Origin of the sequence: Streptomonospora litoralis (genome assembly GCF_004323735.1) — a bacterium.
Lineage (GTDB): Bacteria > Actinomycetota > Actinomycetes > Streptosporangiales > Streptosporangiaceae > Streptomonospora > Streptomonospora litoralis.
On the sequence record NZ_CP036456.1, the window covers coordinates 28,950 to 51,149 of the forward strand.

Below are 22,200 nucleotides of genomic sequence, written 5' to 3' on the forward strand. Positions count from 1 at the left end.
TCTCCTTAGAGTCCGATGACGGGGCTGCGGTCGAGGCTCAGGCCGGTGCCCGCCGGGTGGTCTTTGCTGACGGTGTTGATGGAGCGCTGCACCGTCATCGACTGGGGGGTGACGACCTCCGCCAGCTGGAACCGGAACGAGGGGTTGGTGCCGGTGAACGCCGGGTCGCACACGGCCGAGAACCCGAGCTGGCCGGCGTCGATACGGCCCGCCGAGGAGGGGATGGTGCGGTCGATCATCCAGTGGTGCGGCTCCATGTGGCCTAGATCGAGGCCGGCGCCGAGGTCGGTCTCACCGGACGGGTAGCGCTGGTGCCACACGCGGGCGAGGACGCGGTGCCCGATGATGCGGGTCCGCACCCAGATCCGGGAGTCCACGCCGGCGTTGGCGTCGTAGGCCAGGGGCGGGGCGGTGACGTGGCCCGAGTCGATCTGTGTTTCGCCGCGCGCCACGCTGAGGTTGACGGCGCCCAGGTGGGAGAAGTGCACGCGCAACTGGTAGAAGTCGTCGGCGCCGGTGTGGCGCAGCACCAGCCCGCCGATTTGCGGCCCCCCGGGGCTGATCTGGTTGACGCGGATGCTCCACAGCACCTCGCAGTCGCCGACCGCCACCCCGGGGTCGAGCAGCTGGGTGCGCAGCGTCGTCAGCCCGGCGTTGAGCTGGATGTAGCCGTAGTGGTCGACGGCGTCGACACCGAGGTTGGTGTCCGGCACCGCCGTTTCGGCCCAGGGCGTACCGGACTCGCTGGTGCCCCAGGTGTTGGCGCCGCGGCTGTTCCGGAAAAGGTCCCACGCCGCGGGTTGGGCGTGGGTGACCCGCATGACCTCCCCGCCCGCGCGCACGTCGAAGGGGAACTCGGTGGCGTGGGTGGCGGTGGCGCCGTCGGCGTTGATCCACCGCGACCCGCCGTACTCGTCCTGCACCGTGGCGACCCACACCTGGGTGTCTTCGGCGCCGATGGCCTCCACCAGGGCGGAGCCTGAGGTGTCGGCCCGGTTGGGCCGGTTCGGGCCCGCCTCGGTGCCGTCGGAGAGCACGGCCTCGTCGAGCCAGAGCAGGTCGGTATCGGCCGGGGTGGGGCGCTGGTTGATGTTGACGCGCAGCCGCCACGCGCCTTCGGGGGCGACGCTGGACCCCTGCAGGTAGGTCCACTCCTCCACCGGAGTCGGGGTGGCGAGCAGGATGAACGGGAACCCGAGGTAGGTGCCGTCGACGTCGAACCACTCGATGCTCATGTCCACGTCGTGGCCGGTGGTCGAATACGCCCAGACGCCGAAGTGGTACTCGGTGCCGGCGTGCACCCGCGGGGAGTTCTCCCACCGGGTGCGGACACGCGCCACCTCCGAGGTGCCGTCGGGCACCTGCACCAGCGACCCCGACCCGCGGTAGGCCCGCACCCGCGAGTGGTAGATCGTGGACCCGGTGGACTCCCACCCGTAGGCGTAGACCTCGAAGGAGTGCTCGGAGTTGAGCACCAGCTCCCCGGAGGTTTCAGCGACCTCGCTGATCGCCGCGGGGGAGGCGTTGTACTCCAGGTGCCACTCGTGGGTGGTGATGGTCTCGTCGTAACCCTCCACGGCCGCGGTGATCGCCTCGGGCGGCAACCACGGCGGCGGGTTGGTGATGTGGATCTGGTCGCCGGCGTCCACCCCCGCCAACGCGTCGCGCAGGTCGACCATGCGGCGGTTGGTGAGGTTGGAGTGCAGCTGCGGATACCGCGCCTGGTCCACGGTGCCCTTGTGGACCCGCCACCCCGCCTGGTCGGCCAGCTGGTCGTCGGAGTAGACGTTGACGGTGACCGAGTCGGAGTAGCGCCCCACCCCGGCGGGGGGTTCGGCTGTGCCCAGCGGCCCGGTGGTCTGCTCCACCCGGTGTTCGCCGCCGTCGCTGCGTTCGGCGGTGACGTCGTTGGACAGCTGCTGGTCGTCATCGACCGGCGACAGCGGCTCGAACGTCTGCCCCGCGGCGTAGTCCAGGGCGACGACGTGGGGTGCGACGTGGGCGTAGCCGGTGTAGGTGCGCCACACGGTGTCGCCGATGTAGCCGGTGGCGTGCAGCGCGATGGTGTGGCCCGAGTCCACGATGCGCAGGGTGCCGTACCGGTCGCGGCCGGTGGACTGGCCCTGGTCGTACTGGCCCTCCGGCAGCGCGGCGTGGGCCGCGTCCAACGACCCCAGCATGAACAGCGGAAATCCGCCCCACGGGTTGTTCGGACCGCTGGAGATGGACAGGGCGTGCTTGTCGGCCTGCAGCATCACCATCCGCTCCAGCCACCCGGTGTCGCCCAGCAGCTCCACCAGCTCCTGGCGGTCACGCCGGAACATGCGGAAGGAGTCGCGGGAGTAGTCGGCGCCGGAGTAGGCGATGCCGGCGTCGCGGGTGTGGCCCTGGTCGGACAGCCACAGCGACGGCATCACCAGCACCAGCGCCTTGGCGGAGGAGTTCCGCAGCACCTGCTCCATCCAGATCTTCTGCGGCACCCCCAGCATCGTTTTCGGCGAGCCGGGGTCGGTGTCGAGCACGCTGTTGGGGTCGCGGGCCCACCGCACATCGCACGCGAGGAACTGGACTCGGCCGATCTGCCACGCCTGGGCGATCGGCGCGTTCGTCGCTGACGCCCCGCCCACGGCCAGGGGGTAGTGCGGCACGATCTCGCGGTATACCTCGGCCGCGGCCTGCCGCCCGAGGTGTGTGGAATCGGAGTTGTTGGGGCCGTAGTCGTGGTCGTCCCACACATAGGCCATGCCCACGTCGCGGAAGAAGCGGCCTTGGCGCGCCTGCGCGCCGAGGGTGCCGTTGTAGGTCAGCAGGTCGGCGAACGCGTCCCGGTACAGGGCGTGGTCGTTGACGGCGATGTTGCGGTAGTGGGCGTCGCCCAGGTGCACGAACTGCACCCACTCCTCGGCCAGCGCCCGGTCCCGCATGGTGTCGAACACCGGGTGGTTGGAGACGCCGTCGACGATGTGGGAGTCGTCGCCGTTGCCGGTCAGGCCGGCGTCTCCGGCCGCCCCCACGACGAACGACGCCGGTTCCCCCACCAGGGGGTGGGTGCGGAACGTCCCCGAGAACGCGGTGTCGAGGACACTGTCGTCCTCCACGGCGTAGTAGTAACGCGTATCGGTCGCCAACCCGGTGGCCTCGATCGAGACCACCCCCTCGGCGGTGGGCGCCACCGGCCCGAAGAACAGCGGGCTGGCCAAGCCCGGATCGGTCGAGACGGCCAGCCGCGTGCTGGACCCGGTGACCTTGCCCCGCACCCAGATACTCGTGTCGGTGCCGGCCCCGGCCCACACCCACTCCACACTCACTGACGTCCTCCTTGGTTGTAGCGGGACCGGGTGGTCCGATAAATCAGCGCGATGTCGGACCGCGACTCGTAGAGCACCCCGTCGTCGACCTGCTCTGCCTCGCGCATCACCGCCAGGGGCGCCTCGGTGCGCTGGGGCCCCATCGGCGGGGTCAGCTCCAAATCACCCACCGCCTCGAACGCCAGGCCCTGCTCGGCGGCGACGCGGGCGATACGCACCCCCGCCGGTTCGCCGGTGTGCCCATACATCGCCTGCGTGACCTCTTGGGCCGAGGGCGGGGCGGGCACCGCCTGCTCGTCCCACACGGTGATGTGGCCGATGGAGGCGTGCGCGCCCTCCGGCGCGGCCGGTTCCCGCAGGTTCCACCAGTACTGGGCCGAACCGGGCGGCTCCGGCGCCGCAAACCCCGACGTGGTGCCGTCCAGCAGCAGCTCCCCGTCGACCCACAGGCCCCAGTCGGATTCGCCTGCCCCGTTGTCGGCGACACGCAGCCGCACGTGCCGCAGCTGGTCGGTGAAGAACCGGGCGTCGTCGGAGACACCGAGGTGGGTGAACCCGGGCACGGCGGCGTCCTCGGGCACCAGCCGCACCCACACCCGCATGTCGGGCGCCTCCTGGTCGAACCGGACCCGCCACTCCTGGCGGGTGCCGGCGCCGTCGGGCCGGGTCATGACGACGAGGCGGTCCTGCCCGCCGACGCCGGCGCGCACCATGTCCACCGACCAGTCGGTGGAGGCGTCCTGGGAGGACACCCGCCCGGAGATGCGGCCCAGGTCCCGGTGGGTGCGGGCGACCGGTTCCAGCCAGGCGGCGAGGCTGCCTTCGCGCCAGTCGAGGCGGGCCTGGGTGCCCATCTGCCCTGGGGGCGCGTCGACGACCACCGCCATGTCGTAGGGGCCGGCGTCCGGGCTCGCCACGAGAGCGGTGGCGCCGTCGGTCAGCGGCCAGTACGCCACCGGGGAGCGGGCGTTGATGAATCGCCGCAGGGCGGACTGTTCGGGGGCGGTGCCCTGGCCGAGCCGCCGCAACACCCCGGAGGCTTTCAGCGGCACCCACACGTCGTTGTCGGAAACGTCCCAGGAGACGGGCCATTCGGCGACTTCGCCGGTGAACCGCGGGATGGTGGTCCCGTCGACGACGATGGACACCCTGATGGGGGTGTTGCGGCCGATCAGCCCGAAATAGGGAGAGCCAGGGTTGCGGGGGGAGAACCGGCCGCCGCGGTTGTTGATCGTCAGGGAGCACGAGGACGCGTCGGCGGTGTCGGTCTCATCGGCGCGGCCGCGGCTGATCTCCACCGGTTCGGTGTCGCGCACATCCGCGCTGATATCGACCCAGCCGCCGTCGATGACCAGCTCGGTGCGGATCGTCAGGGGGAACGTCGGCGGCGGGGCGGGTGCCGGTGTCGGCTTCAGCAGCACCGCGATGGTCGACATGAGCCCGACCGTGCCGGCGGTGACGGTGTAGCCGGTGGTGGGGCCCTCGCGGGTGATCTGGCGGGTGCCGGTGATCCACCCGCGGTCCATGTGCTCCACCACCTCCAATCCCGCCGGGGAGAACGCCTTGGTGGTGTCGTCCCAGTGGAATCCGCCGACCACGAGGAGGTCGCCGCGCTGGGCGGGCAGGGACGGCACGTCGAGCTGGGCGGCGTCCTGGTCGCCGGTGACCGCGGTGGCGTGGGTGCGGATGGCCGCGACGCCGCGCAGCGCGATGATGTGCAGGAAATGCCAGTGGTCCCCGGCCCAGGTCACGGTGACCTGGTCGGGGTCGTCGGCCTGGTCCTGGCGGGTGAAAAGCCAGGTGTAGGCTTGGGCGCCCTCGTTGATCAGCTCCTCGTTGACCACCGCCCACCCGGTCGGGAACTGAACGATTTCGACTTCGTCGTTGGCGCTGGCGAACATCAGCAGCCGGTCGCCGGCCTGGGTGGCGGGCGGCACATCGGCGGTCACTTCGGCGACGAAGCCGCCGGCGACGGTGGAGCCGATGATCTCGATCATGCGTTGGCCCCCTTGCCGAATGCGATCTGAACGTTGCCGCCGCCCTCGATGCGGGTGATCTTGCGGATGCGGCGCCGCAGTTCGGCGTCGCCGCCTTCGAGGTCGATGACGATGCGGATGGGTTCGGCGCCGACGGGTTCGGGGGCGCCGGTGCCGTTGTAGGCCAGCGAGTACCCGACGGGGAGGTAGCCGCCCGTGTCGTAGGTCGCCGAGGGCAGGATCTGGCGCAGCGCCGCAATGTGGTCGGCCGGCTGCCCCTCCCAGCCTTTGTCCTGCATCACGAAGTCGGCCGGGTCGATGAGTCCGCCCATGGCGTAGCCCGGCCAGTCGGGCCGGAAGATCGCCCCGCCGGAGCGGGTGGAGCGGCGGACGTTGTTGCCTTCGTTGCCGCCGATCCGGTACCGCTCGGGGTCGTTAACGGTGTTAACGTGCGACGTGCCGTAGACGGCGACGTCGCCGGGTTTCTTCTGCGACTCGGAGACGCGCCGCATCCCGGAGGTGTAGTAGTCACCGGTCCAGGCGGTACGCGAGGCGCCCTTCAGCGCGCTGCTGTTCTTGGTCTTGTCGAACAGCCAGCTCACGTACATCGCGCACCACGGCGACCCTGCCATGCCGTACCAGTCCGTGATGGCGTTGCGGTTCGACCCGGGCGGGTTCTCGGGGAAGCGGCCCACGGTGCGCTGCGCCAGCTCGACGACGGCCTTGGCGCCCTTGCCGATCTCCAGGTCCTCGCGGTGCGCCTTGATCTGCGCGCTGATGGCCCGGTTCCAGTGGCGGACGTCGTGGAAGCCCTGCCCGTGCAGGTCGTTGCCGGTGCCGTACCGGTTCGCGGTCGCGGCGGCCATCCCGTTCAGCGCACGGTTTCCGGCGGCGACCACACCGCCCCGGTTGTCCCAGGAGTCCTTGCCCAGCTCCCGGAACCGGTTGGCGAGCCCGACGACACCACCGCTCGCGAATCCTTCCAGCAGGAGTTTCCCGGCGTCGCCGCCCAGCCGGTTCGCGGAGTCGATGAACGACCGGCCGCCGAGGCTGGTGGTGGCCTGCGGGGTGAGGACCCCTTCGCCGTCGCGCACGGCGGCGAGCCGGTTGTCCTTGGAGGAGTACCCGGCCAACTTCCCGCCGCCGGTCAGGTCGACCATGCCGCCCTGGTCGAAGCCGGGCACCTTGCCCATCGTGGACAGGCCCGGCACCTTGCGGGCGATGGTGTTCCACACGCCCCGCAACCCTTTGTTCACGACCGGGTCGATGACGTACCGGACCGGGGCGGCGGCGGCCTGGCGCAGCCGCCCCCAGGACGCGTGGACCCCCACCACGGTCGCCCGGAAATTCTGCAGGACGCCCTTGCGCATGTGGGTCGTCGCATCCAGCAGCATCGACACCAGCGACCGCGACCCCGACTGCAGCGCCCGCACCATCGCGAAGAAGCTCTTGGTCGAGTCGGCGGCCATGTCGTCGAACGCGCCTGTGAACCCGCGCGCGAGCACGGCCGCCAGCCGCAGGCTCTGGGTGACCAGCTGCCCGATCGAGCCCAGGATGGTGGCGGCCAGCGCCCGGACGAGCGCGGTCGAGCCCTTGCGCAGCGCCACCAGCGTCAGCAGCACCGAGGACCGCAGCACCGCGACCTGGGTGGTCATCGCCGCGGCCATCAGCCGGGTCTGCTCGATGGCCTTCGTGTTCATCCCGGTGACCTGGTCACCCACCCCGGAGGGCAGCTTCTTGGTCTCCCCGATGATCTCGGAGACCATGTCCGGGATGATCGAGTTGCCGACCAGCTCGTCGTAGAGGCCGCGCGCCTTATCCAGCGCCTTGTCCTTCATCTCGCCGAACTTCTCGCCGACGACGGTGACCATCTCCGTCAGCTGGCCGATGACGACCTGGACGATGGCGATGAACATGGTCCGGACGATGTTGAGCAGCTGTCGGCCCGCCTCCACCGCGGACTGAGCCAGCGCCCCCATGGCCTTGCCGTAGGCGCGGAGCAGAGCCAGCCCGACCTGGGCGACCATGCCGGGCACGGCCTTGGCCAGCTCGAACAGGACGGTGCCCAGCGCGCCGATGAGCCGCGGCCCCCAGTCCTCCTCGACGTGGGTGGCCAGCTTGCCTGGGGCGTCCTCCTCCTTGAGGCCCTTCACCGTTTTGTCGGGAACGCCGGTAGCCCAGTCGACGAACTTCTTGGTGAGCTTGGTCAGCTTCTCCGGCAATCCCTCGGCGAAGCCCTCGATCCAGGCCACGAATTTGTCGGTCCAGGACTGCAGCCGTATGGGCAGGGTGTCGGCGAAGCCCTGGATCCAGGTGGTGATCTTGCGGGTCCAGGAGTCGAGCTTGGCGGGCAGGTCGGCGGCGAAGTCCTCGACCCAGTAGGTGAGCTTCCACCCCCAGGAGTCGAACTTGGCCTTCGTCTTCTCCCAGAGGCCGCCGGCCCAGTCGCCCAGCTTCTGCGTCCACGACGCCAGCCGGCCCGGCATTTTCGCGGCCTCGTCGACGAACCAGCCCCCCAGGGACCGGCCGACCCCGGACAGCTTCGTGCGCACCGTCTCCGACAGGCCGCCCGCCCAGTCGGTGAACGCGACCGTCCACGTGGGCAGGTTGTCCTTGATGTCGGATGGGACGCCGCGGATCCAGCCGATGAGGTCGTCGCGCAGCTCGCCGAGCTTGGTGTGCCACTGGTCGAGCAGGTCGCCGTACCACTCCAGGAACGCGGGGATCCACTCGGTGGCCAGCGCGTCGGCGATCTCGGGGGCGGCGTCGGCCAACCAGCTCGACACCGAGCCCGGCAGTTGCCAGAACCACAGCTTCAGGGCCTGCCAGATGAGCTTGCCCGCCGTGGAGAACAACGCGACGAGGTAGTCCGCGCCGCCCTTGGCGGCCTCCTTTGCGCCGTCCCAGGCTTTGGACCAGTCGCCCTCGATGAGGCCGGTGACCAGGTCGATCGCGCCGCGCAACTGGCGGATGATGGCGCCGCCCCAGTCGGCGGCGAAGTCCTTGGCGAGTTCGATCTTGTCGGCGGCCTGCTCCCACACCCACGACCAGCGGCCCTCGAACGCTTCGGCGCCCTTGCGCAGCTCGTTCAGCCACCCGACGATCCGCTCGATGTGGGGTTCGGTGGCGTCGCGCAGTTCGCGCCACCCGTCCACCAGGACGGGCCACAGGTCCGAGCGGAACCAGTCGGCGACGGCCCCCGCGGCGTCGCCGACCTTCTCCCAGACCCCGGTGACGATCTCCCGGAAAGTTTCGGAGCGTTTCCAGGCGAGGGCGAGGGCGGCGGCCAAAGCGGCCAGCGCGCCGATGATCAGCCCGATGGGGGAGAGCACCACCCCCAGGGCGGCGGTGACCCCGGCGATGATCGCCTTGCCCGCCAGTAGCGCCGCGACTACGACGGTGATGGCGCCGGCGAGCATCCCCACCACTTCCAGCACCGGTTTGATGGCGGCCTCGTGCTCCTCAAGGAACCCGGTGACGCCGCGCACGGCGCCGGAGAACATGTCGACCAAAGCGGTGGCGCCATCCAGGACACCCATGTCGCCGATCGCGAGGAACAGGCCCTCCATGGCGGAGGTGGCGCCTTTCAGAGCCCCCTGCAGCCCGGACATCTTGATGTCGGCCATCCGCTTGGCCGCACCCTCGGAATCGCGCAGCTTGCCGGTGAAGCTGTCGAGTTCGTCGCCGCCCTGGCGCAGCAGCGCGATCATCGCCGGCCCGGACTCGACCCCGAACAGGTTCATCATGTCGGCGGTGCCGGCGCCGGCCGCCTCCAGGTCGCGCATGATGTCGGCCATCGGCCGCAGGTCACCGTTGGCCTTGGTGACCGTGACCCCGAGCGCGTCCAGCGTTTCCTGCACTTTGGCGGTGGGGCGGATGAGGTAGGACAGGGCGCCCCGCAGCGCGGTGCCCGCGTTCTCGCCCTTGATGCCGGCGTTGGCGAAGGTTCCCATCACGGCCGCGGTTTCCTCCAACGACATTCCCGCGCTGGAGGCGATGGGGCCGACGTATTTGAACCCGTAGCCCAGCTCCTCGACGTTGGTGTTCGCGTTGCTCGCGGTGGAGGCCAGCACGTCGTTGAGGCGGCCGAGCTGGGACACCTCCAGTCCCATCCCGGAGAGGATGTTGGTGGAGATGTCGGCGGCGCGCGCCAGCTCCATCCCGCTCGCGGCGGCCAGATCGAGGGTGCCGGGCAGCGCCTCCATCGACTCGTGCGCCGACAAACCGGCCTGCGAAAGGAACCCGAGGGCGTTGGCGGCCTCGGTCGCCGAGAACATCGTCGTCGACCCCAGCTCGCGGGCCAGGTCCGACATGGCCTGGAACTCCTGCCCCGTCGCCCCCGAGATCGCCTTCACGTTGTTCATGGCGGCTTCGAAGTCCTTCGAGGCGGTCAACACGCTGGCGCCCATGGCGGCGGCCGCGGTTCCGGCGAGCATCGGCAGCCCGCCGAACGCCCCGGCGAGCCCGGCCAGCCCCATCGTCATGCCGCCGGTGAACGACGCGCCGCCGGCGCGGCCCAGCCCGCCCAGCGGGGCGGTGGCCTGCTGGGTGCCGCTGCCCAACCCTTGGCCGATGCCGGCGGCCGCCAACTCCCCGCTGTTGATGAACCGGCCGCGGGAGTCGCGGATGCGGCCGTCGGCGCCCCGCACCCACCCGCGCGCAGCCAGGTCGCCGCCCCGGCTGAACGCCTGGGAGGTGTCGCCCATGGCCTGCGCGGCGGTCGTGCGCATTGTCTGGGCGACGCCGGAGGACACCGCCTCGTCCATGCCGGACACGAATGAGGACCCGGTGGCGGTGCCGGCCTTGATGAACCGGCCCTTGGAGTCGCGGATCCGCCGGGCTGAGCGCTCGGTGGTCTGCTCGACGCCGCGGGTGGTCTCCTTCTCGAACGCGGCGGTGAACCCGCCGCCCGAGGACCGTCCGGCGCGGGTCGCGGACTGCTCCACCTGGTGCAGCGTCCTGCGGGTCTGGCGGGTCAGCCGACGCATGTCGCGGTCGAACGCCTTGACGTCGGCATCCAGCACGACCGTCAGCTCTTCGAGCGTCGACACCCCGCCCCCTTTCTCAGTCGCTTTTGCCGCCGAACTTCTCGGTCAGGGCCTTCAGCAGGCTCTTCTGCTGCTCGGGCGTCTGGCGCTTGTCGGACCCGGCGCGCTTGCCCCACTTCGGGATGAAGTCCTCCGCGGTGAGCCTCTTCCTGCGTTTCCCTTTCTTCTCTTGGGTGAGCATGGTGGTGACCCGCTCGGCGACAATCCCGGTGAGGATGTCGTCGCGTGACCGGTCCAACGGGCCCTCCAATTGTTGGAAGGCAGCCCATGAGGTCAGTTCACGCGCCGGCATCTCCTGAAGAAGGGCCTTGTGGGTGTATCCCAGGGACGCGGCTAGTCGGTATCGAAATCGCTTCCCTGGGTCACGTCGAAATCCTCGATCTCCTCCTCGACCGCGCCGGGCGCGAGCCCGGAAAGCCGGAAAGCTGCGTCGCGGATGCGAAGGATGGGCTTGGACGACTTCGAGCCGAGCGTCTTGACGTCGGACTCGCTGAACACCGGGTCGCTGGAGTGCTCGGAGCCGACGCACCAGATCACGGTCTTCAGCGCGATTTGGCCGATGCGTTCGTAGCCGCGGCCGGTCTGGTTGACCTCCAGCATCGTGGACTCCACCCGGGAGCGCTGGGAGGCGCTCATCGGGTAGACACGCACCCACGCGTCCTCGGTGGCGCCCTTCTTGCGCCACTCGTTGACCTTCACATCCTCGAAGTCGTCCTCTTCGGCTTCCAGGATCTCTTCACGGCCGAGAAACGCCACTTTACGATGCCTCCTCGAAATACGGTTTTCCACTGATTTTGAACGTGAAGCTGCAGGACATGGCGTCCTCGAAGGGGAATTCCATGCCCATGTTCGTGAGGAACCCGGAGAAGTTCCAGATTCCGCCGGGGGTTTCCGGAAGGACGATGCGGTAGTTGCGGGTGAGCGCGTCCTCGAAGTCGTCCTGCAGCGGGTTGTGGATATTCGGGTCGTAACGCACCTCGAACGACACTTCGCCGCCGTCCTTGAGGCCGCCGACGAATTCGCGGTAGCCGTTGGGGGACTGGTGGGAGGTGGTCTCGATGGTCTCCCGCTCCTGCTCGGGGCCACTGATGTCGGTGGCTTCACCGACCATGTCGAACGATTCGGGGTCGCCGCCGTCACCCCGCTCGAACCGGGTGCCGAACGCGTTGTATCCAGCCACTTTGTGGACCTCCATCACGGATCGTGTGTGGACGTCCCAGGTGGGGCGGGCCCCCTCCCAGACCTGGGAGCAGGGAGGGAGACCCTTCCTCCGGTGATCAGCCGAAGGTGCTTGTCGGGCCGCCTAGGGCGGCTGCTGCTCGGTGTGCACCACCAGCTCCAGCGGCACGTGCCGGACCAGGGGGTCGGGGTCGCGCATCGGCTGGGCGGTGGCCAGCCGTACGGACCGCACCCGGTGGCCGGCGACCACCAGGTGGCGCTCCTGGTGGTCGAACAACCGAACCAGGTCGCCCGTGATGCGGTTGGCCTCGGCGAAACCGCCGCGGCCGCGGGTCCACACGTGCAGCGTCTGGCGCACCCGCCGCCCGAATCTCCCGTGCACGTTGTCGGGCGACTCGAACGCCTCGCCGACCGTGACATAGGGGTGGGGCTGGTCCTCGGGGACGTAGTCCCACACCGCCACGTCGAGGTGTTCCTCGCACCGGGCGACGATCGCGACCTGCAGCGGCCCCAGCGCGGATTCGGCGACGGGGGTCTCCTGGAAGCTCACCAGCGCGACCTCCTCGACCCGCGGCGCCGGTCCATCTCCTCACGCACATGCATCCGCACCCGCTCGGGGAACAGCCGGCGTTCGGCCTCAGCGACCGGGCGGATGTAGGGCTGGGCCGGCATCCGCGACGTGCCGAACTCCTGGAAGATCGCGTAGTCGATCCAGTCGCCCGGCCCCGCCCTGGCGGTCAGCCCGTCGTTGACCAGCTCGTAGTCGATGGAGTCGCGCAGCGCCCCGGTGCGCACCGGCGCAAGGTTGCGCATCCCCGTGCGCATGGCCTTGCCGGAGGCCTCCACCGCGGTGCGGGTGCCGCGCTTGACCGCCGGCCGCAGCTGCTTCAGCCGGTCGGTCAGCTTGTCGGCGCCGCGGATCTCGACACTCACCCGCCCCGGCATCTACGACACCTCCTCGACGGTGGGTTCGGGCTGGTGCACCTCGACGTCCAACCGCAGGTAGGCGTCCTCCTCGGAGGGGCGCAGGCGCGCGACGACGCGCCGCACCACCCCGGTCACCGGGTCCTCCAGCTCATCGCCGCGGCGCACGTCCTCGTCCGCCTCCACATACACCGGCTGGGTCAGCTCGGCCTGGCCCTGCTGCGGACCGACCGCGGTGCGCGCCAGCGCCCGCTCCTGCGCGGAGGGCTGGGAGGGGCGCACGTCGACCTTTCCCAGGTGGACGCGGTCCTCGGACAGCCCGCCGGAAGGGGTGCGGACGGTCTCGACCCGGTAGTGGTCGAGGGTGAGGTCGAGCAGGTGCGCCACCATGTCAGCCCCCCGGGTGTTCGGCCTTGTAGGCGGCGATGATGTCCTCAGGCAGGGTGCCGCGCGCGGGAACGTTCTCGTAGCCCTGGCCCTTGGCCCAGGCGCGCACCTCGGCCTGCGACGGTTCGGCCCGCTCCGGGGTGGCCTTCGCCGGCTGGTCGCCGACGGACTGGGCGTCGCTCTTGCCCACCGGGCCCTGCGGGCCGCCATCGTCGGTGGTGCCCTTGTCCCGGTCGGAGGCGTCGTGGTCGCGTTCCCACTTCGCGCGCTCGTTCTCCAGCTTCTGGTCGTATTCGGCACGCACTTGGGCTTCGATGCGGCGGCGCTCCTCTTCGCGCCGCTCGTGCTCGCGCTGCAGCTCGGTGCGGCGTGTGATCGCCTTGGTGGTGGTGCGCCACCGCCGCGACGACCGCATCGCCTTCAGCAGCCGCTCCCGGCGAGAGGCATCCCGCCGGGCCATGGCCTTGGCGTTGGAAGTGGGGTAGACGGCGTCGGGCGGTGCGATGTCCTCGGGCTCGTCGTATTCAACGACCCGGCCGGTGCGGACGTTTTCGAAGCGGACGCTCATGGTCAATCTCCCAGGTGAAGTCGGTACGGGGCGGCTGCGGCCTCATCGAGGAGCCGTTGGGGCATGTCGCCGGCCAGCGGCACGCTGCGGATGTCCTTCAGGCCCACAGCCGCTCGGATCGCAGACATTTCCTCGTCGGTGGCGTAGACGGGCCGCATCCCCTGGCCCTGCCAGTCACCGATGCGTTCGGAGGACAGGCCGCGGGGGTTGGTGGTGCCGCGCAGGACCATCGCGTGCACGATCAGGCGCACCTCGGCTGCGGCGGCCGAGGTGGACGTGTGGTCGACGTCGTCCAGCTCGCCTTCGGCGATGCGGCGCACCTCTGCCGAGACCGCCGCGATGACGGCCTCGGCTTGGGCACGCTTGTGCTCGGGCAGGGGGCGGGCCCGACCCAGCAGGGTCTCGTGCTGGGTCAGGCTCAGCAGCGCCTCAGCCACGTCCGCCCCCTTCTCCGCGTGGCTGGCGGGGGCGGGTCAGGACTCGTCCTCGACGCCGAGCACCACGACCCGGTCGGCGTCGACGAGTTCGGCGCCGGCGTAGATCGACAGGAGCGACAGGGTGGCGGCGGTGGAGCTGTCGACCATGAACACGTGGCGCAGCGACAAGCCCTCTTCGGACAGGACCGCGGAGTCGATGGTGCCGGGGATGGGCTGGGGCACCATCGTCGAGAATGCGAACGCCGACGAGTGGTAGGCCAGGGCCCGCATACCGGTCAGCCGGGGGTTCTTCACGACGATGAACCCGCGGTACTCGCCGAGGATTCCCCTGCGCAGGGCTTCGGTCGCGACCTCGCCCTGAAAGTCGGTGAGGGTGACACCGTCGGGGCTGGTGAGGCGGGCGGCGAACCTCGGGGAGACGCCGAGATAGCGGCCCTCCATGGGGTTCTCGGCCTCGTCGAGGGTCGCGTTGGCGTCGGCGATGATGTTGTCGAAGTTGCTGCCGTCGGGCAGCGCTTCGGTGTCCAGCGCCATCGAGTTCATGACGTCGGCGAGCTGACCTTCGGCGCCGGACACGACCGCGCGGACCTGGTTGCGGGTGACCTGCCGACCGAAATCGACGATGTCGAGGCTGCGCTGGTGCTCGGTGACGCGGGCACCGTCGTAAAGGTGCTCGATGTCGAAGGGGACCTCGGTCTCCTCGACCTCGTCGTAGGTCAGGGTGCCGCCGCGCGGCTGCACCCGGGCCTCGCGCGGGACCGGAACGGGGATCGTGGTCTCGCCGCCGGTGGTCGGAGCCAGGTCGCCCGAGGGCACCTGGGACACGGTCTGCGTCAGCGACAGCTGCGCCGACAACAAGTCGACCGCCAGCGTGCTGATGCTCTGGGAAGTCACGAACGCCACAAGGGCTCCTCGGGGTCTCTTCCCCGGAGCCCGCGGCGCCTACTTCTTGGTGCGCCTGCCGGTGTCGGTCACCGCCGCCAGGATGTCCTCGCGCGATCGGCCATCGCCGGCGTCGGCGTTGGAGGAGCCGCCACGCACAGGGGCGGGCTTCTTCTCCTTGGGCTTAGGTGCCGGGCCCGGGGTCTTCTTGGTCTGATCGAGACCGAAGAGCGCGATGACCTCGTCGGCGTCGGCTTCCAGCTCCTCGCGGCTGCTGCCCCGCAGGCGGCCGGCCTGCTCGACGCTGAGCCCTTTGGCCTTGGCGACGTCGGCGACGGTCCGCTCCCGAGCTGCCTGCTCGTGATCGGCCTTGATGCGGGCGATCTCGTCGGCCAGCTGCTGGAGGCGGTCCTCCTGAGTGGGCTCCTGGCTGGACCCGGTGTCGCCCTGCTGGCCGCCGCCGGCGGTCTGCTGAGCGGACGGTGTGCGGCTGCTGCCCGTTTCGGGCTCGCTCGACGTGCCTTTAACCGCGGCCTTGTACTTCGCCTCCTGCGAGCGGGCGAGATTCCGGTACTTCTCGATCTCCGCGTCGCGCTTGGCGATCTCGGCCTGCCAGTAGGCGTCGCCGCCGTCATCCTGGTCATCGCCCTGGCTGGGCCCAGACCCGGTTCCGGTGTCCTCGCCAGACCCTGCCTCGCCGGTGCCGGTCTCCTCGGTCGCCGTTTCGGCTCCCTCGGTGGCCTCGGTCTCGGTGGTCTCGCTCTCGGTCTCAGTTGTCTCGTCAGCCACGTGCGTCCCGTTTCGGGTCCGGCGCCCTGCCGTTTCGGAAGGGCGGTGTCTGCCTGCCGGGTCGAACACCGTTTCGGTGATCAGCCCTCTGACAGGGATGATAGCTGAAAGACATGGATCAACCGCAACCCATACCCTGAACGCATAGATCATCTGGGGGCCGCCATGGGGATGAGTCCGAGCGAAACCGAGGAAAAGGCGAGCGAACTGTTCGAACTCCGGCAGTCGGAGCGCCGGGATCTTGACCGCAAGCGCGCCTACCTTCGGGGCGACCCTGAGCTGACGTGGCTGCCAGCCAACACCCCTCGTGAGCTGCAGGCGCTGGCGCGCATGAGCCGGGTCAACCTGTGCGAACTCGCGGTGAAGGCCACCTCGCAGCAGATGTTCGTGGACGGCTATACCTCCGAGAACAAGGCCGGCGCCAGTCAGGTGTGGCGGCAGTGGCAGTCCAACCGGTGGGACCGCAAACAGATCGGCGTCAACCGGGCGATCGGCGGCTACGGCGTCGCCTACGGCATTGCGCTGCCCTCGGACAGCAGCGACACCGCGGTGATGCGGGCGCTGTCACCTCGGCAGATAACCGTGGCCTATGGGGACGACGACGACTGGCCCGACTATGGGCTGGAGATGCGGCCCGACAAGACGTGGCGCCTCGTGGACGAGGAGAACGTCTACAAGATGCGGCGCACCACCCGCGGCCGCCGCTCCTCCGACGGCAAACGTTCCATCACCTTCGAGTACGTGGAGGAGACGCCGCACGAGCAAGACGTGTGCCCGGTGGTGCGCTACCTCGCCGAGGAGGACCTCGACGACCCCGTGCGCGGCGACGTCGAGGCCGTCATGCCGCTGCAGGACCAGATCAATCTGATCACCTTCCACCTTCTGGTGGCCGAGCACTACGGCGCCCACGGCCGCAAGATCTTCATCGGCCAGATGGTCGAGCAGCTGGAGGAGCAGCTGCGCGCCTCCGCGTCCTCCAGCCTGACGGTGCGCGCGAAGCCCAGCGACTTCGACGTCAAAGAGGTGTCCCAGGTCCAGCTGGACGGGTTCATCGACTCTCGGGAGTCGGCGGTGCGTTACATGTCGGCGCTCTCCCAGACCCCCACCCACGAACTGCTGGGCAACCTCGCCAACATCAGCGCGGAGGCGCTGGTGGAGTCCAAGGAGTCCAACGCCCGCAAGGTTCGTGAACGCCAGATCATCGTGGGCGAGGGGCACGAGCAGCTGCTGGGTCAGGCCGGCCGCCTCGTGGGTGTCGAGGTCGACCCGGGGGCGCGGGTGCGGTGGAAGCCGACCCTGGACCAGCGCGCGATGCGGTTCGTGGAACTGCTGGGCACCATCGCCGGAAAGCTCGGAGTGCCCAAGAAGGCGCTATGGCACGAGCTGCCGTTCAGCGACGACACCATCAAGGAGTGGGAGGAGATGGCCGAGGAGCAGGCCGCGGCCGCGCCGCCCCCGCCGCAGCGCGAGCAGCAGGACCAGCCCGAGGGCGACCAGCGCAACAACCTGGCAGCGGTCTGACCTCAACCGGGATGGACCTTGGCGGCGATACTCCGCCGCATCCTTCGGAGCCACCCCTCCTTTTCCGGCACGGCCGGCGCATCCGGTCGGCCGGGCCGCTGCCACGCTCTGAGACTCGACCGGTCAAGGTACGGCGGTTCCTTATCGACAGGGGGCGGGCTGTCGTGCAGCACGGATTCGACGGTTTCCCGAACATGTTCGAGCCATTGAGTGACGTCGGCGCGAACGCGCGCGAGCATATCCGGTTCGGCGTCTACCTCGTCGCCGAACTCGTCCTCGGTAGTCGGCATCGGCATCCGCGAGTACCTGTCGAGAAGGTCCTCAAGCAGTTGAAGCCGCCGACGGATCTCCGGCGTGAGGACGCGGGGCATCACGACTTCGCGGATGTGGCGGCGCTCGGCGTTGGCTTGGTCGCCTCGACCGGTCGCTAACTGGCGGTGCTTGGTGCGGAGTTCGGGGATGCCCTCCTTGACGGACCTCAGGGAGGCCAGCAGATCCACCAGAGCATCGGCCTCGCGCTGGCTGCGTGAGGTTGCCGCCTGCGCCGTCCGCTCTGCCTCCGCCTTCTCGCGCTCAGCTTTCAGCATCCAGCGTGTCTGCCAAAAGGTCGCGGCCCAGCTGATGGCTCCGCCTATGACACCGCCGCCGAGGCCACCGCCGAGCGCGCTGAGGAAGAGGTCGGAGTCCTTGAGGGCGATGAGCCAGTCTGTGAAGGGGGACATGGCGCCATTCTGGCGGCTCAGGGCTGTGCTCGCTCGCGTTTCACATCCACGATCCGCCGACGGCGGTGACCTGGCCGCGGCCCACGGTCTCCTCCATACCGATGGTGACGGCGTCGATCACGTCGTCGTTGACGACCTTCGGGTAGGCCAAAGCTTGGTCCTCGAACTCGGGGAGGATCCGTTCGAACGCGACTTCGGACACCTGGCAGGCCTGCAGCAGGTTCGCGAACCGCACCTCTTTGGGGGCGGAGGTGTGGGTGGTGCGGATCGGCACCGGCATGTCGTGCAGCGCCACCTCGTGCAGGTCGCCGCCCTGGTTGGTCTCGATCACTATCTCGCTGACGTAGGGGTGGGACTCCAGCAGCGCGAGGACGTAGGCGCGCATGGGCTCGCCATGGGGGATTTTGCGGCCGGTCGCGAAGTGCACCAGGCACTGGCCGCGCTTGTGCTGGTCGGTGCCGCTGGTGCGCGAGACCACGGCGAATCCGGTGTAGTCGGAGGAGTCCTTGGAGGTGACCGCGGGGTCGATCGTCATGATCGTGCGCAGCCGGGTCAGGCCCGGCTCGACGTGGATGTCCTCCTCGCGCCACCAGGTGCCGTCGATCGGGCGGGGCTGGTTCTCGTAGTTCTTCCGGTAGGACACGGTGTGCCGGATGGAGGTGAGGTAGTCCAGCGGCCACTTGTCCGGCCAGATGCTGCGTTCCCCGCCGTCCGGGGTGGCCACGATCGGCGCGTAGTAGTGCACCCGGAACCGTTCCGAGTCGATCCATTCGGGGGTGTCGTCGGTGCTGGTGACCGTTTTGACGAGCTGGTGCACGATGCTGCCGGCCATCACCACCGTGCCCACCAGCGCCACGTGCGCGCGTTCGTTCATCGGCAGCACGGTGTCGGTCAGGGTGGTCAGCCGCTTGTCCATCTGGTACGGCGAGTAGTTGGCTTCGTCGGGTTCCACGTCGTCCAGCACGATCAACGACGGGCGCCGGTTGAGGGGGTCGACGAGGCCGAGGATGTTGGAGTCCAGCCCGCCGGCGGTGAAGGAGAATCCGGAGGCGGTGTGCAGCATCATGCGGGAGTCGGAGACGGTGCCGCCGCCGCGGCGGCGCGCGGGCCGGCACAGGGCCGGGTAGTCCTCCTGCAGCAGCGGGTTCGCGTCGAGTTGCTGGCGGAACCCGAGCACGTGTTTCTCCGCCTGGGCTCCTGACGAGGAGAACGCGGCGATGAACTGTAGGTGGCCGTGGGCGGCGGCCCAGATCGGCAGGATCTTGAACACCCACGAGGATTTCCCGCTTTCGCGTGGGGCGACGAAGGCGTGGCGCTCCTGGCGGGGGCCCGGTTTGCGTAGCCACCGGCGGCCGTGGCGCGAGAGGGCCAGGTGCAGGTCGGCGAGGGTGATGCGCCCGTCGGGGCCGCGCAGCAGGTCGCCGCAGTACAGGATCGCGAACAGCAGGGGATCCAGCCGGGTCAACAGGCGGCGGCCTTCCGGGTCGGCGAGCATCCGCTCGTCCGGCACCGCGGATAGGACGTAATCGTGCAGGTCGAAAACGCCGGCGTGCTGCCCCGCCAGGTACGGGTCGCCCTTACGGGTGCGCATGCCCGCCGCCGGCGCCGTCGTCCTCACTGTCCCCGTCCTCGTCTTCGTCGTCCAGGGCGGCGGTGAGCTGCTGCTCCTCGCGGTCCTGGTTCCGCTTCGCTTCGGCGAGGATCTCGCCCAGCGCGGAGGCGGCGCCGTCGCCGCCGGTGAGGGTGGCCTCCACCTGGATCTCCTCACCGGGTCCCAGCAGGTGGCGGCGCTGGCGCATCACCACGTCCATCATCCGGATCATGTCGGACACCGACAGCTCGCTCGGGGACATGGAGGTGAGCCGCTGCGCGATCTTGCCGATGCCCGCGGAGAGGACCTTCGCGTCGGCTTCGGCCGCTTTGCGGCGCTCTTCCAGCCACATGGCCTGGTGCAGCCGGTCGCGGTGGCGGTCGAACGCTTCGGCGCGTTCGGTCCACCGGAACTGGGCGGCGACACGGCGCAGGTAGTCGGCGCTGTTGTCGGTGCGTTCCGCGGTCTCGCGGATGGACCGGGTGCGGCCCAGGTCCCGGTAGATCGCGAACTGGCCGAACCGTTTGGGGGTCTCCTGCGGTTGGCGCTCCCAGACGTCGGTGCCGGGGTCCAGCTCGATCGGGTCGCCGTGGGTGCTCACCCCGCCCCCCGCTCAAGGTAGGTCTCCGCCAAGCGGGTCAGCAGCTCCCACGGGCGGGTGTCGTCGACGTCGCCGGCCTTGGCGGCTTTGCGCAGCGCCCGGGTCAGCGTCGCGGCGTGCTCAGCGGGCAGGGTGCGGGTGCCGAAAACGGTCTCCCACCCGACGGGTTTCTTGTGGCGGGCCGCTCCGTCGTCGTCGAGATAGCCGGCCTGCAGGTCGGTGAGGTGGTTCTCGAACACGTCGAGGATCAGACCGAAGGCGGTGGCGACGTTGCCGACGTTGTGCGCCGCGTGGGCCGACGCCAGCGCGTCGAGGGTGGGTTCGTAGTCGGCCCGGGAGGTGAGCCAGGTTTCGTCGGCGCCGGTGCGCGCGTCCTCCAAAGCTCGGCGGGCGCGGTCCAGCTCGTGGGGCAGGAACACGACCTGCACGTTCTGGAAGTCGAGGTTCGCCTCGGACAGCCCTTCGAGGGTGACGTCGTCGAGCAGCGCCAACTCCTTGTCGTCGAGGCCGGCGTAGGTCCGCCAGTCGACCTCGTCGATCTGTTCGTACAGCTGTTTGAGGGTGGCGGGGTCGTCCTCACCGGCGATGGCGTTGTGGGACAGCTGCAGCGCGATGAGCTGCGACTGAGACAGCGGCTGGTCGATCAGCATGCAGTCGATCTCGGCCAGGCCGGCATCGGCCGCGGCGTCGCAGCGGTGGTTGCCGGACAGGATCAGCTCCGCGCCCTCGGCGTACTCGCCGCCGCCGTAGATCAGCGGCACCGAGGTGAGCGCCCCGTCGCGGCGCAGGTTAGCGACCAGGCGCTGGTACTCCTCCTGCCTCATGTACCGGGCGTTGGTGCTCAGGCGGGTCAGCGCCGCCGGGGTTCGCCGCACCAGGCGCGGCGCCAGCCCGGTGGGCAGGTCGGTGTGGGTCATCGAGTCACCGCCTTGGTGTGCTGAGCGTGCTTGGCCTCCCACATCTCCAGCGCTTCGGCCAGGGTCCAGGAGCCCAGCGGGCCGCCGTAGTCGAGCTGCCAGGTGTGATCGGACACCTCGCACGGCTTACGGGAGCGCAGTTTGATGCCGGGGATGCCGCGGCCGTACTTGCCGCTGGTGGGGTTGTCGGTGAACGCGGTGGTGGCCCAGGAGGTGAGGCGTTTGGACAGGGACCGCTGCAGCAGAGCCTGCGCCTCGGAGCTGGTGGCGGCCATGACGATCAGCTTCGACAGCCGCTTGTACTTCGACCAGCCGATGGGGAAGTCCGACATGAGGTAGGCGCAGTCGGGATCGAACTTCGGCGGGAGGTACCCGAACGCGCCGATCAACCGGCCGGCCGCGGCGACGCCGACGGCCAGGTGCGGCATGCCGGGCGCGATCCGCCGATCCAGGCACATGCTGCGAAGACCGGCGAACTGGGCCGCCGACAACGGATGCAGCGTCAGCGGCCCCTCCACCTCCTCGTCGGCGCCGATCTTCGGCATCTTGATCGGTTCGGTCTTCTGCCGCGGCCCGGCCCACCGGGCGGCGCCGGGGCGGGCGTAGACCTCGATCGGCACCGCCCGCGGCGACAGCTGGACGTAACCCACCCGGTAGGGCTCCAGGTCAGGGTCGCGGTAGTGCAGCCCGAGCAGCCAGTGCGGCCGGTCGGTCATCCGCTGGATGATCTCGCTCTTGCCCGCCTCGTCCAACTCCGTGAACTCCGGCTCCGGCCAGTCGAAATGCTGTTCGATGCCTTTGAACATCTGCTTGTAGCCGGCGGCCCAGAAAGGCGGGAAGCTCGCGAAGGGGGCGTCGTCGGGGACGGCGTCGAGGTAGGTGCGGACGTCGCCCGCGTAGAAGCTGGAGGTCCGCAGCGTCAACGCGTGGAGCTTGGCGACGGTGGCGGCGTGCATGCGGTCCCACTGGTCGCGGTAGGCCTGCACCATCCGCCGGTGGTACGGGGTGTCGCGCCCCACGAACTCCAGGAACCGGGTACCGAGCATCAACGTGGCGAGGGTGCCGGCGCCGTGGTCGAGGGAGGGCTCCAGCCACCCCAGAGCCTCGCGGGAGTCCTCCTTGAGGGTGAAGGGCACGCGTTGGCCGGAGAGGTACCAGCCCAGCGCACACGAGTAGGGGTTGACGTCGTTGGAGTGCACCGGCCGGGTGAGGTCGGCCAGGGTGCGTTCGATCGTCATGTTGCCGCTGCAGCCGACATAGACGGGCTGGTCGGTGGGCCAGGCGCGGGCGTGCTCGTGCACGATCTGTCTCAAGGGCTGCGGAATGGTCCCCTGGAACACCGGCGCCCTC

The 22,200-nt window shown here is 69.7% G+C and carries 19 protein-coding genes; 1 reads left to right on the plus strand and 18 read right to left on the minus strand.

All coding sequences use genetic code 11. The features are described from left to right. Positions 1-5 precede the first annotated feature (5 nt). From EKD16_RS26415 to EKD16_RS24755, 13 genes are all read right to left on the minus strand, one after another. Positions 6-3,308 (minus strand): alkaline phosphatase D family protein, encoded by a 3,303-nt coding sequence (locus EKD16_RS26415; protein WP_131102958.1) that lies wholly within the window; start codon positions 3,306-3,308, stop codon positions 6-8. Then, positions 3,305-5,305 carry a hypothetical protein gene (locus tag EKD16_RS24700; protein ID WP_131102959.1) on the minus strand — a complete coding sequence of 667 codons (2,001 nt, stop codon included), beginning with the start codon at positions 5,303-5,305 and terminating at the stop codon, positions 3,305-3,307. Before EKD16_RS24700 ends, EKD16_RS26415 begins: the two co-directional genes overlap by 4 nt. Beyond that, a complete protein-coding gene (locus tag EKD16_RS24705) occupies positions 5,302-10,335 on the minus strand; it encodes a phage tail tape measure protein (protein ID WP_131102960.1) in 5,034 nt (1,677 codons plus the stop codon). The genes EKD16_RS24700 and EKD16_RS24705 overlap by 4 nt, the downstream gene beginning before the upstream one ends. Positions 10,336-10,348: 13 nt before the next feature. Next, a complete protein-coding gene (locus EKD16_RS24710) occupies positions 10,349-10,624 on the minus strand; it encodes a phage tail assembly protein T (protein ID WP_449457508.1) in 276 nt (91 codons plus the stop codon). 41 nt (positions 10,625-10,665) lie between these two features. Continuing rightward, complete coding sequence (locus tag EKD16_RS24715) at positions 10,666-11,088, minus strand: hypothetical protein (protein WP_131102962.1); 423 nt, start codon at positions 11,086-11,088, stop codon at positions 10,666-10,668. 1 nt (position 11,089) lies between these two features. Further along, positions 11,090-11,512, minus strand: a complete 423-nt coding sequence (locus tag EKD16_RS24720) for a phage tail tube protein (RefSeq protein ID WP_131102963.1) — start codon at positions 11,510-11,512, stop codon at positions 11,090-11,092. A 123-nt stretch (positions 11,513-11,635) separates the two neighbouring features. After that, on the minus strand, positions 11,636-12,061 hold the full coding sequence (locus EKD16_RS24725; protein ID WP_242677497.1) for a DUF3168 domain-containing protein: 426 nt from the start codon (positions 12,059-12,061) through the stop codon (positions 11,636-11,638). Continuing rightward, the gene (locus EKD16_RS24730; RefSeq protein ID WP_131102964.1) at positions 12,058-12,456 is read right to left on the minus strand and encodes an HK97-gp10 family putative phage morphogenesis protein; all 399 of its coding nucleotides are present in this window, start codon (positions 12,454-12,456) and stop codon (positions 12,058-12,060) included. Before EKD16_RS24730 ends, EKD16_RS24725 begins: the two co-directional genes overlap by 4 nt. Next, the gene (locus EKD16_RS24735; RefSeq protein ID WP_131102965.1) at positions 12,457-12,825 is read right to left on the minus strand and encodes a head-tail adaptor protein; all 369 of its coding nucleotides are present in this window, start codon (positions 12,823-12,825) and stop codon (positions 12,457-12,459) included. Between the two features lies 1 nt (position 12,826). Then, positions 12,827-13,390 carry an Lsr2 family DNA-binding protein gene (locus EKD16_RS24740; protein WP_131102966.1) on the minus strand — a complete coding sequence of 188 codons (564 nt, stop codon included), beginning with the start codon at positions 13,388-13,390 and terminating at the stop codon, positions 12,827-12,829. 2 nt (positions 13,391-13,392) lie between these two features. After that, on the minus strand, positions 13,393-13,827 hold the full coding sequence (locus tag EKD16_RS24745) for a hypothetical protein (RefSeq protein WP_131102967.1): 435 nt from the start codon (positions 13,825-13,827) through the stop codon (positions 13,393-13,395). 36 nt (positions 13,828-13,863) lie between these two features. Further along, the gene (locus EKD16_RS24750) at positions 13,864-14,730 is read right to left on the minus strand and encodes a P22 phage major capsid protein family protein (protein WP_131102968.1); all 867 of its coding nucleotides are present in this window, start codon (positions 14,728-14,730) and stop codon (positions 13,864-13,866) included. Positions 14,731-14,769: 39 nt separating this feature from the next. Continuing rightward, positions 14,770-15,498 (minus strand): hypothetical protein, encoded by a 729-nt coding sequence (locus EKD16_RS24755; RefSeq protein WP_131102969.1) that lies wholly within the window; start codon positions 15,496-15,498, stop codon positions 14,770-14,772. A gap of 171 nt (positions 15,499-15,669) precedes the next feature. On the opposite strand from EKD16_RS24755, the gene EKD16_RS24760 reads away from it, so the two are divergent. Then, complete coding sequence (locus EKD16_RS24760; RefSeq protein WP_165498695.1) at positions 15,670-17,019, plus strand: phage portal protein; 1,350 nt, start codon at positions 15,670-15,672, stop codon at positions 17,017-17,019. A 2-nt stretch (positions 17,020-17,021) separates the two neighbouring features. On the opposite strand, the gene EKD16_RS24765 is transcribed toward EKD16_RS24760, so the two are convergent. The 5 genes from EKD16_RS24765 to EKD16_RS24785 are packed head-to-tail and all read right to left on the minus strand — an operon-like array spanning position 17,022 to position 22,190. Beyond that, positions 17,022-17,741: a hypothetical protein gene (locus EKD16_RS24765; RefSeq protein ID WP_131102971.1), complete on the minus strand. Its 720-nt coding sequence runs from the start codon at positions 17,739-17,741 to the stop codon at positions 17,022-17,024. A 40-nt stretch (positions 17,742-17,781) separates the two neighbouring features. Continuing rightward, positions 17,782-19,332 (minus strand): hypothetical protein, encoded by a 1,551-nt coding sequence (locus EKD16_RS24770; RefSeq protein WP_131102972.1) that lies wholly within the window; start codon positions 19,330-19,332, stop codon positions 17,782-17,784. After that, positions 19,319-19,933, minus strand: coding sequence for a hypothetical protein (locus EKD16_RS24775; protein WP_131102973.1), 615 nt, complete (start codon positions 19,931-19,933; stop codon positions 19,319-19,321). The genes EKD16_RS24770 and EKD16_RS24775 overlap by 14 nt, the downstream gene beginning before the upstream one ends. Continuing rightward, positions 19,930-20,850 (minus strand): ParB N-terminal domain-containing protein, encoded by a 921-nt coding sequence (locus EKD16_RS24780; protein ID WP_131102974.1) that lies wholly within the window; start codon positions 20,848-20,850, stop codon positions 19,930-19,932. Before EKD16_RS24780 ends, EKD16_RS24775 begins: the two co-directional genes overlap by 4 nt. Next, positions 20,847-22,190: a putative antirestriction adenine methyltransferase gene (locus EKD16_RS24785; protein WP_131102975.1), complete on the minus strand. Its 1,344-nt coding sequence runs from the start codon at positions 22,188-22,190 to the stop codon at positions 20,847-20,849. The genes EKD16_RS24780 and EKD16_RS24785 overlap by 4 nt, the downstream gene beginning before the upstream one ends. Between the last annotated feature and the right edge of the window lie 10 nt (positions 22,191-22,200).